At 38.7% G+C, this 11,437-nt stretch carries 10 protein-coding genes; 8 read left to right on the top strand and 2 right to left on the bottom strand.

Translation table 11 applies throughout. The annotated features are described in order from the left end of the window. Positions 1–25: 25 nt before the first annotated feature. From KHQ26_RS22245 to ugd, 8 genes are all read left to right on the top strand, one after another. A complete protein-coding gene (locus tag KHQ26_RS22245; RefSeq protein WP_071994613.1) occupies positions 26–1,267 on the top strand; it encodes an EpsG family protein in 1,242 nt (413 codons plus the stop codon). A gap of 24 nt (positions 1,268–1,291) precedes the next feature. Further along, positions 1,292–2,731 carry an oligosaccharide flippase family protein gene (locus KHQ26_RS22240; protein ID WP_071889007.1) on the top strand — a complete coding sequence of 480 codons (1,440 nt, stop codon included), beginning with the start codon at positions 1,292–1,294 and terminating at the stop codon, positions 2,729–2,731. 18 nt (positions 2,732–2,749) lie between these two features. Beyond that, entirely contained in the window at positions 2,750–3,550 is an 801-nt protein-coding gene (locus KHQ26_RS22235) for a hypothetical protein (RefSeq protein ID WP_032410423.1), read from the top strand. Positions 3,551–3,563: 13 nt separating this feature from the next. Next, positions 3,564–4,571, top strand: coding sequence for a polysaccharide pyruvyl transferase family protein (locus KHQ26_RS22230; RefSeq protein WP_071994612.1), 1,008 nt, complete (start codon positions 3,564–3,566; stop codon positions 4,569–4,571). 30 nt (positions 4,572–4,601) lie between these two features. Next, positions 4,602–5,501 (top strand): glycosyltransferase family 2 protein, encoded by a 900-nt coding sequence (locus tag KHQ26_RS22225; protein ID WP_032410421.1) that lies wholly within the window; start codon positions 4,602–4,604, stop codon positions 5,499–5,501. A 2-nt stretch (positions 5,502–5,503) separates the two neighbouring features. After that, entirely contained in the window at positions 5,504–6,490 is a 987-nt protein-coding gene (locus KHQ26_RS22220) for a glycosyltransferase family 2 protein (RefSeq protein ID WP_071994611.1), read from the top strand. A gap of 148 nt (positions 6,491–6,638) precedes the next feature. Next, a complete protein-coding gene (gene gndA / locus KHQ26_RS22215; protein ID WP_032410417.1) occupies positions 6,639–8,045 on the top strand; it encodes an NADP-dependent phosphogluconate dehydrogenase in 1,407 nt (468 codons plus the stop codon). Between the two features lie 242 nt (positions 8,046–8,287). Beyond that, positions 8,288–9,454 carry a UDP-glucose 6-dehydrogenase gene (gene ugd / locus KHQ26_RS22210; protein ID WP_020804124.1) on the top strand — a complete coding sequence of 389 codons (1,167 nt, stop codon included), beginning with the start codon at positions 8,288–8,290 and terminating at the stop codon, positions 9,452–9,454. A 423-nt stretch (positions 9,455–9,877) separates the two neighbouring features. Here the strand turns inward: ugd and KHQ26_RS22205 are convergent, their stop codons facing one another. Then, positions 9,878–10,000, bottom strand: a complete 123-nt coding sequence (locus tag KHQ26_RS22205; protein WP_004144151.1) for a small membrane protein — start codon at positions 9,998–10,000, stop codon at positions 9,878–9,880. A gap of 401 nt (positions 10,001–10,401) precedes the next feature. Continuing rightward, positions 10,402–11,406 (bottom strand): NAD-dependent epimerase, encoded by a 1,005-nt coding sequence (locus KHQ26_RS22200; protein ID WP_019705197.1) that lies wholly within the window; start codon positions 11,404–11,406, stop codon positions 10,402–10,404. Positions 11,407–11,437 lie beyond the last annotated feature (31 nt).

Below are 11,437 nucleotides of genomic sequence, written 5' to 3'. Positions count from 1 at the left end.
TTATCTAAAATATGGAGAATGGCTAATGCAATTGAGAAGGGAGAGTCTTTTATCTCTTATAGTTACCTTTTTTTCACCCTTAATTGGTGCCGTTTTATCATTATTAACCTATAAACGTGGTCATGAAAAAAATTTATTCGTCTCATTAAGTTTATTTGCATTTGCAGTTACATATTTTATTCCCCCGCTTCAAGATCTTTATCGTCGTTATACTCTTAATTATTTGCCTTACTCGGAGAATACAACCTATATTGATGCTATTACAGGTCATGTTGATATTTTGATGTATGTCGTTTTGTTGTTTTTCAAAAAAAATAACATTCCGTTTTTTTGGGCTCCTGCATTAGAGGCTGCTTTTTCGGTTTATTTAGGGCTGTCAGCTGTAAATACAGCCATAAAAGATAAACTATATAAAAATAAGCAAAAAGCTTTTGTTTTTCTCCTTTCTTTTTTAATGATTAATTTTGTAGGTATTGCTCTTGGGCTACGTTTCGGCTTTGCTGTAAGTCTTTTTACATATGCAGCGATTAAGATTATTTATAAAGAGCGAGTAATCTTAAGTTATCTATTTTTGCTATTATCTGTTTGTACGCATTTCTCGATGCTAATACCAGTTGCAGTTTTGATTGCAAGTATGTTTTATAGTGTGAATAAAAAAATCACGCCTGTTTATTGTTTGCTAGCTTATCTAGCAGGCACTTTTGTATTTTTTTCATTATTTAATTCTATACAATTAGGGAATATAAATGATTACGCGCAAGCCGGTTATATAGATGGTAAATTTGCTAATGCCGATACTACCGGAAATGCCATGATAATGAGTATATTCCGATTTACATTTTTCTTTGTTCTCTATGTTATTTATTATTTTTCCAATAATACTTGCATCTCTAATTGCGAGTTGAGGTTGGAGAAATTCATTAACTTAATGTTAATAACATGTTTTTTAATGACCGTTTCTTTTTCGGCTTTCAGCCGTTATATGAATGGGGTATTACTATATTTCATTTTTGTTTATATAATGGCAAGGTTTTTTATTTCATATAAAAAAGGTGCTAAGTTAATAATCATCTTTTTTATAATTTTAAACTTTGCGCTACAATATGTTTATGCACAAAGGCGAGCATTAGTATTTGGTGAGATGTGGAGAGGTCTTTATACACCAGTAATATATTCTTTATATTATTCTAATGATGATCTTAAAATATATTTAAAACATATTGATGCTGATGGCGATGTAAGTGGTTATGGTTATCCGTCTAATTAACTTTATATATATAGTAGAATTAAAATGGCGAATCAAGAAGTTAGTAGTAGAAAGGTTTTTACCGGGTTCATCTGGTTTATTATTAGCAAGTTATTTCCGGCACTGAGCGGACTGATAATTTTCTTCGTGACATCAAGAGCTATTACAGCTGAAGATCTTGGATTGATTACATTATCAGTTTCGATAATAACCTTTATAATATACTTAAGTTATAATGGCTTTTGTGATGCAATAATACAAATAAAAGAACTTAAACAAAAACATATAAATACTGTTTTTTTTCTAAACACAATATCATCAAGTATTTTGTTTACGATAAGTGCTGTGGTCATTTTTATGTTAACATATTTTGGGGTTTTCCCAAAACGGTTAAACTATATATATACAATCTTAGGTTTGAAATGCTTATTAGATACATTCTCTCTTCTCCCGGTTGCTCTTTTAGCCAGGCAAATGGAATTTAAGGCGATTGGTATACGTACATTATACTCATCAATTATTTCTGCATTAGTTGCACTTCCTGTTTTTTACTATTTTGGTTCTATATCTGCTTTAATTGTAAATTATTTAACTTCTTCTATTTTAGGTTTTATCATTGCTTGGATCTCATCACCGTATCCTCTAATTATAAAATTTGATAGGGAAAGCTACAAAGATTTAAGACATATTGGAGTTACGACAACTGCCGCAAAGTTAATATCAAGCGTTAGCTTTGATAACATATTTATTGGCTTTTTTGGTTCTGGAGTAACTTTAGGATTATACTCTTTTAGTAAAAGAGTATTCGGTATATTTACTGATATATTATCAGGTGGTATCTCTTCTGTTACTTATCCATTATATGCTTCATTACAAGATGATAAAAATAAGCTTAAAGAATCATTTCTCAAAGCAACCTTCCTTTCAGCACTTGTCGGTATTCCAGCTTACACTGGCTTAATTCTATTATCTCCTTCATTAATTCCATTATTTTTTGGTTCACAATGGAATGAAGCAGTGCCCGTACTACAAATAAGTTGTTTATTAGGATTCATAACATGCATTGGTTCTCTGCAAACATCTTTAATTAAAGGTGTCGGTAAATCAATGTGGATCCTAAAATATCAATGCGCACAGCAGATCCTTACCATACTTATAGCTATCTTATTTTCTCCACAGGGACCAACTGTTGTAATGGCGATGATAACAATAAAAACATTTTTAGTTTGGCCCTTCACTATCTTTTATATAACAAAACTGCTATCAATTTCAGTTTTCTCTTATCTAAGAAATCTATTCAAACCATTTGTGAGTGGTGCTGTTCTTGTATGCGTCTTTTATCTTTTGAAAGTTTTATTAGGATCCATCAATCCATATTTGTTTGTGGTGCTTGAAATTTTTATATGTGCTGTTTTCTATATATTGTCTATTCTCATACTTGCAAGGCGCGAGATCATTATTATGCTTTCTGGGCTAAAGAAATAATAGTATAGTGGAGCGAGAATGTTAAACTTTTTGATACCTGTAAAAAATCATATCGATATTAAGAATTGGGATATTATAAAGAAAAATATTCAATCAACTCTGATATCTATTAATAACCAAAGCGATAATAATTGGCATTGCTATATAGTATGTAATACTGGCTGCGATCTACCTGCATTACCTGATGAAAATAAGTTCACTATCTTATCTGTAGATCTAAATAAAATGAATGTCCAAAAGTCTGCTGGATTACATTCTTATTATGACGCTATAAGAGAAGATAAAGGACAGCGTTTATATACAGCTTTTAAAAAATGTAACAATGACGATTTTTTTATGGTTGTTGATTATGATGACTTTATTCATAAAGATATCTCCTTATATGTTAACAAACACCAGAATGAAAATGGATGGTATATTGATAAAGGTTATTTTTACTCTGGTGGTAACGTCTTAATTAAGACAAAAAAATTCGATACAAAATGTGGGACTTCAAATATTCTGAAAGTTTCATTGGTTTACGAATTTAATAATGGAGAAAAGGAATTGTCAATTTCATTGATCAAAGAACTTCTTGGCAGCCATCGATTTTTAAAGAAATACATGGTTGATAAAAAGAAAGAATTTAAAAGTATTCCGTTTTATGCAGCCCTATATAATATCGGTATCCCTGGCTCAACTAGCGGAACTTCAGGGGTCATGAGTAATTTCTTTTCGTTAAATGTTTTGATTAGAAGACCTGATCGTTTTGTCAGAAATTTTTTTAATATAAGATGGTTTTCTTCAAAAAAGAAAAAATTCTTTGGTCTTGTTAATTAACTAAGGTGATAAATTGAAAGTATTTTATTATAAGTCTAAAAATGGAAATTTTGGTGATGATATTAATGGTTGGTTGTGGGATAGATTACTGCCCAATTTTTTTGATAACGATGAAAATACAAGACTTTCAGGTATAGGTACTATTATTGATTCTTATATGCCACACGCAAGAAAGTGGTACGTATTATCAAGTGGTGTAGGATATGGTTTTCCTCCCTCACATTTTGGAAAGGATAATTGGAATATACTATGTGTACGTGGCCCATTGTCAGCTAATATACTTAATCTACCTCCGGAAAAATTTATAACTGATGGAGCAGCCTTTTTAAATAAAATCCCTGAGTTTTCACCCCTATCTGAGAAGGAAAGGAAAGGGATAATTTTTATCCCACATCATTATGCTGTTCATGCAGGGGAATGGGAAGAAGTTTGTAAACTTGCTGGTGTTGAATTTGTAAACCCTGAAAGTGATTCTAAATATGTTTTAGATAAGATTAGAAATGCTAAATTAGTATTGGCTGATGCTATGCATGCAGCTATTATTGCTGATGCTTTTCGCGTCCCTTGGGTTCCGATGGTAACATCTCCTCAAATAAATACATTTAAATGGCTTGACTGGACCTCAACTATTGAACAAAGATATACTCCTATAGTATTAGGGAGCAGTTCCTTAAAAGAAATGGTAAGGAGCAAAGGTTTATTTTTATATGGCGAAAAATATTACAATAATAATTGTGATGTAGAGTCCTCGATCAAACAATTTAAAATTCAAAGAAAAATAAAATCCCACACTCTTTGGCCTTTATATCGCAAACCTGCCAGTTTTCTAGCTAATCGAGTGGCAATAAATGCGGCTTCTTTAGTCGAGAAAATTGATAGATCGTTAAATCAAAAGTTTATAGATGAAAGCGTTAAAATAATGATTAGCGCCTCACAGCAACATGGTTTCCTAAGTGATGACAAAATCTTTGAAAGTAATTTAGGGCGTTTATACGATTGTCTCTATTTACTAAAGAAATAATCTAATATCTTCTGAAATATAGAGGGCTACATGAGTTTAAAAGTTAGCGTTATTATACCCACTTATGGGAGAGCTTCCTTAATAGGACGAGCCATTGAGAGCGTTATTTCTCAGAAGCATGAGGATATTGAAGTAATTATTATAGATGATAATTCAGATGAAAATATTTCTCTCGAAACAAAAAAAATAGTTGACAGTTTTTCATATCATCCAGCAGTCAAATATTATAAAAATGAAAGTAATATTGGCGGCTCTCTATCAAGAAATGCGGGTATTTCAAAATCAGAAGGTGACTTTATTGCATTCCTTGATGATGACGATTATTTTTTGGAGGATAAAATCAGCCGACAATTAAAGTTTTTAGTTGATGGTGGATATGATGTAACGTTATCTGACATGTTTGTTGAAGATGAAAATGGTAAGCGGCTTGAGAAAATACATTCTGCGCAATGTGCTGGAATAGGGGATTTTATTGTAAGAGGTGTGGCATTAACTCCAATGATAATAGCTCGAAGGGATTGTGTATTAGATGTAGGGATGTTTGATGATACCCCAAGATTCCAAGATCATATTTTTATGCTAAAGTTATTAAAGCATCAAGCTAGAGTTGGAGTTTTGAATGAACCTTTGGCAGTACATTATGAACATTCGGGACATCGTATAACAAATTCGGATAAAAGCTTCAGCGGCTATATGTTACGAATGAAAATGGAAGAAACTTTATTCCCTTTTTTATCAACGAATGAATTGTCAAGTGCGAAATTTAAGCACGCCACTTTGAAATCAAAAATTATTACAGATCAAAAAAACACCTTTGCTGGTGTTATTTATCTTTTAAAAAAAATACATTTAATTAGGACCTATTATGATTTTAATCTTTTTTTCAGAAATCTTGTGAGAAATATTTTTTTTCGAAATTATAGGTTCTAAAAATGCTTTCAATTATAATCCCTCTTTATAATGCTGAGTTGCATGTTCCTAATCTACTTAATAATATAAAAGAGCTAGACCTTGAAACTATAGAAGTCATACTAGTTAATGATGGTTCAAATGATTCAACTGAGTTATTGATTCTGGATTTTATAAGCTCACTGCAAAGCACAAATGTAAGATTGGTAAATAAAAATAATGGTGGGGTATCTTCTGCAAGAAATGTCGGCTTGAATAATATAAGTTGTGACTCATTATATTTGGCTTTTTTTGATTGTGATGATTGGTTTTATTCTGACGTTTTGAATTCTTTTTTAAATGATGTTAAATCATTAAATGATCCAGATTTGATTTTATTTAATTTCATAAGTAACAATGGTAATTACTCAAAAATAAACGATCATAAGTTAGAGGGGGATGTTTCTCTTTCAAATAATTTCGTCATGTTATATACTTCGGGTTTGATCCAACCATGTTGGAATAAAATCTACAAAACAAAACTGATTAAAGAAAACAACTTGCTTTTTGAAGAAGGTATTAATATGGGAGAGGATTTTCGTTTTAACATTTCCTTTCTTGAAGTATCAAATAACGTGGCCGCATTTCGTTCTTCTCTTTATCAATATAATACTGATAGTGCCAACTCTTTAACTAAGCGTTATTTACCTGATTCATTTGAGTATTTCAAGTATGGTATTTCAAAAGTAAATGATTTATGCAGATTGAAAGGGATCGACTATCCAGATATTCACAATCGATATATTATTGCTTTGAAGGATCGATGTAGAAATTTGTCTGTAAGCACCTTGCCGTACAAAGAAATAAATAATTTATTTGAAAAAGATTTTACGTTTGTGAGAAATAATTTAGGAAAAATAGACATTAAAACGCTATCATTCCAAAATCGAATAATATATATGCTCGTTAAGTTTAATTTGCCTAAATTCATTTGGTTGGCATTTACTTTTCATCGTTTAATGAAGTTGTAGATTATATACTGATGTCTTTGACCTGAATTTACAAGCTTTTATGTTTGCTTTTTGATTATGCTTGCTGTTTACGATTATTTAATTTATATTATTTTTGCATATAGTACGGTAGGTTACTTTAAATATATTTTGTAGCAGGAGTTTATAGATGGCTAAGCAACAGATCGGGGTTGTCGGTATGGCTGTGATGGGGCGTAACCTTGCGCTTAACATCGAAAGCCGTGGTTATACCGTCTCCGTTTTCAACCGCTCCCGTGAAAAGACCGAAGAAGTGATTGCCGAAAACCCAGGCAAGAAACTGGTTCCTTACTACACAGTACAAGAGTTTGTTGAATCCCTCGAAACACCACGTCGTATCCTGTTGATGGTGAAGGCCGGGGCTGGCACCGACAGCGCCATCGATTCCCTGAAGCCTTACCTCGAAAAAGGCGACATCATCATTGATGGCGGCAACACCTTCTTCCAGGACACCATCCGTCGTAATCGTGAGTTGTCTGCCGAAGGTTTTAACTTTATCGGTACCGGTGTTTCCGGTGGTGAAGAGGGGGCTCTGAAGGGGCCTTCCATCATGCCTGGTGGGCAGAAAGAAGCCTATGAGTTAGTTGCTCCGATTCTGAAGCAGATTGCTGCGGTTGCTGAAGACGGTGAGCCATGTGTCACCTATATCGGTGCTGACGGTGCTGGCCATTATGTGAAGATGGTTCATAACGGCATCGAGTATGGTGACATGCAGCTGATTGCTGAAGCTTATGCGCTTTTGAAAGGCGGTCTGGCACTTTCCAACGAAGAGCTGGCGCAAACCTTCACCGAATGGAACGAAGGTGAGCTAAGCAGCTACCTGATCGACATTACCAAAGATATCTTCACCAAGAAGGATGAAGAAGGTAAGTACCTCGTTGATGTCATTCTTGATGAAGCAGCAAACAAAGGTACCGGTAAGTGGACCAGCCAGAGCTCACTGGATCTCGGCGAACCTCTGTCTCTGATAACCGAGTCCGTATTTGCTCGCTATATTTCTTCGCTTAAAGACCAGCGTGTAGCCGCGTCGAAAGTGCTGAGTGGTCCGCAGGCCCAGCCGGCCGGTGATAAAGCTGAATTTATCGAAAAAGTGCGTCGCGCGTTGTACCTCGGTAAAATCGTCTCCTATGCTCAGGGCTTCTCCCAGCTGCGTGCTGCTTCTGATGAATACAACTGGGATCTTAACTACGGCGAGATCGCTAAGATTTTCCGCGCTGGCTGCATCATTCGTGCGCAGTTCCTGCAAAAGATCACCGATGCTTATGCGCAAAACGCTGGCATTGCTAACCTCCTGCTGGCGCCGTACTTCAAACAGATCGCTGATGACTATCAGCAGGCGCTGCGTGATGTCGTGGCGTATGCCGTACAGAATGGTATTCCGGTACCGACGTTCTCTGCCGCAATTGCCTACTACGACAGCTACCGTTCCGCAGTTCTGCCCGCTAATCTGATTCAGGCGCAGCGTGACTATTTCGGTGCTCATACCTATAAGCGCACAGATAAAGAAGGCGTATTCCATACTGAGTGGATGGAATAATTTTCTACAAAGACAATCAAATCCCGGTTATCTACTAACCGGGATTTTTCTATAAAACTCTCTCTATTTAAATACTTTCTGTTAAGAATGTTTATCCTCCTATTAGAGTTCTGATGCTTGTTCTCTACCATCCCATGTCAGTTTCTTGACATGTACTAAGACAGAGAGTAAAACCGCCACAAGTGTTGATTACAGGGTGGTTACTAAGCCGCCGTCCAGTTAACTGATTAAAGTGTGATCGAATGAAAATTACTATTTCCGGTACAGGTTATGTTGGTTTATCGAACGGTGTCCTGATTGCGCAAAACCACGAAGTGGTGGCCCTGGATATCGTACAGGCCAAAGTGGATATGCTTAACCAGAAGATCTCTCCGATTGTCGATAAAGAGATTCAGGAATATCTGGCAGAAAAACCGTTAAATTTCCGTGCTACCACGGACAAGCACGACGCCTATCGTAATGCCGACTACGTGATCATTGCCACGCCGACCGATTACGATCCCAAGACTAACTACTTCAATACCTCTACGGTGGAAGCGGTTATTCGCGATGTCACAGAGATCAACCCGAACGCGGTGATGATCATTAAATCGACTATCCCGGTGGGGTTCACCCGCGACATCAAAGAACGTTTAGGGATTGATAATGTTATTTTCTCCCCTGAGTTCCTGCGTGAAGGACGTGCGCTGTACGACAACCTGCACCCGTCGCGTATCGTCATCGGTGAGCGCTCTGCGCGTGCCGAACGTTTTGCTGATCTGCTGAAAGAAGGCGCGATCAAGCAGGATATCCCAACCCTGTTTACCGACTCCACCGAAGCGGAAGCGATCAAACTATTCGCTAACACCTATCTGGCGCTGCGCGTTGCCTATTTCAACGAGCTCGACAGCTATGCTGAAAGCCAGGGGCTGAACAGCAAGCAGATTATCGAAGGGGTATGCCTGGATCCGCGTATCGGCAACCATTATAACAACCCGTCCTTTGGCTACGGCGGCTACTGCCTGCCGAAAGATACCAAGCAGCTGCTGGCGAACTACGAATCGGTCCCGAACAATATCATCGCGGCTATCGTCGATGCCAACCGTACCCGTAAGGACTTTATCGCGGATTCTATTCTCGCTCGTAAGCCGAAAGTGGTGGGTGTGTATCGCCTGATCATGAAGAGTGGTTCGGACAACTTCCGCGCCTCTTCTATTCAGGGCATTATGAAGCGCATCAAGGCGAAAGGTATTCCGGTTATTATCTATGAACCGGTGATGCAGGAAGATGAGTTCTTCAACTCCCGCGTCGTGCGCGACCTGGATGCCTTCAAACAAGAGGCGGATGTGATCATCTCTAACCGTATGGCGGAAGAGCTGGCGGATGTGGTGGACAAGGTATACACCCGCGATCTGTTTGGTAACGATTAATCCTGTCTGTCTGTCACTGGCGGCCTGCCGCCGCCAGTGTGTTCCTTTATCCCTCCTTCATTTCTCTTTCCCCGAGCCTATTTTCCGCACATTCAGATTAACCTCAATAAATTGTGATGGACATTACGATCCTGCTCAAAAGCCGTTGCGGGTTGAAAACAGGTCCGATAAGTTAAACTTACCTTGTGAAGAGCTACCGTCACTGTGATGTAGATGCCGGAGATAAGCGCCGGGAGGTAAAACAAAGCCTGCAACGCAGGCTTTTGTTATTTATGTCCTATGAAAAAACGCGGGATAGGGCGCGAGTAGCGTTATTTTTTCTTGCCTTAAGGCCATGCCAAAACGCAGAATGAATAGTCATTCTGTCATATCATTTTTTATCTCTTAATATTATCTTAATCTAATTGCAATATGAAGCGGGCCTTACCACTTGCGTTTATTAAACGTCAGTTTCGTTTTCTTTCTGTCTTTTAAATAAGAAATTAAGAAATAAACGGAAACAGCAAGTAGTATGGCAGCGACCACTAAGAAAAATAGGTTTTCCATAATATCTACCACAGGGCGTATGTTGATTGAATTATTAGTTTGATAAGCAATACATCAGTTTTATGCTGTTGCATGGCTTGCTCTAACATATCTTGGATTTAGGAAAATTCCTACAGATAGTAATGTTTTTTATCAATCAGCATATAATGCTGTTTCCGCTAACCAAATTGGTCTGGATACCAGAAAAGTTTGAGTGCCTGGCGCGCGGATATTTGCTTTTCTGAAAAAGGCTGGATGAAACTGGTTTCAGGCGGGCGAGTAAAAAGGCAAAAATAGCGTCTATAGCACAAAATATTATATAAAAAATAATGAATGTGCATTCCGTCGACACATAGTCAGGACAACGGAGGGTTACATAGAAGGGGTTGCCGCAATCAGAGGATTGCGGCAGGGCAGGGGGATTAGATCTGATAGTAATCCTTGTACCACTCCACGAAGTTCTTCACGCCTTCCTTCACTGACGTTTGCGGCTTAAAGCCCACCAGGTCATACAGCGGTTGAGTATCTGCGCTGGTGTCCAGCACATCTCCCGGCTGGATCGGCATCATATTCTTCTGCGCTTCCATTCCCAGCGCTTCTTCCAGGGCGGTGATGTAGTCCATCAGTTCCACTGGTGAGCTGTTGCCAATGTTATATACCCGATACGGCGCGGAACTGGTGGCCGGGGAACCGCTCTCAACGGTCCAGTCGGCATTGGCCTGCGGGATCACATCCTGCACCCGAACCACCGCCTCGACGATGTCGTCGATATAGGTGAAGTCGCGCTTCATTTTGCCGTAGTTGTAAACGTCGATACTTTTTCCTTCCAGCATCGCTTTCGTGAACTTGAACAGCGCCATATCCGGGCGACCCCACGGACCATACACTGTAAAGAAGCGCAGCCCGGTGGTCGGGATGCCGTACAGGTGGGAATAGGTGTGCGCCATCAGCTCATTAGCTTTCTTGGTGGCAGCATACAGGGAGACCGGATGATCGACGGAATCTTCGGTGGAGAACGGCATTTTACGGTTGAGGCCGTAAACCGAGCTGGAGGAGGCGTACACCAGGTGTTTCACCTTGGTATGACGGCAGCCTTCCAGAATGTTCAGGTACCCCATCAGGTTAGCGTCTGCGTAGGCATACGGGTTTTCCAGCGAGTAGCGCACGCCGGCCTGGGCGGCCAGGTGGATCACGCGGTCAAATTGCTCTGTGGCGAACAGCTTTGCCATACCTTCACGGTCGGCCAGATCCAGCTGCTGGAAATGGAATGCCGGAGATGCCAGGCGATCCAGACGGGCCTGCTTCAGGCTGACGTCATAATAGTCGTTCATGTTGTCGATTCCGACAACATCATGCCCTTCATTCAGCAGGCGCTGCGCGATATGGAAGCCGATAAAACCTGCGGCACCAGTGACCAAAAACTTCATATTTTTCCTCCGGGGTGTGGATATCCCGTTC

The sequence above is a fragment of the Klebsiella sp. 10 genome (assembly GCF_018223925.1).
GTDB classification, from domain to species: Bacteria; Pseudomonadota; Gammaproteobacteria; order Enterobacterales; family Enterobacteriaceae; genus Klebsiella; species Klebsiella pneumoniae.
Note: the sequence above shows the minus strand (reverse complement) of the source record. Positions and strands in the feature narration are given on the sequence as shown.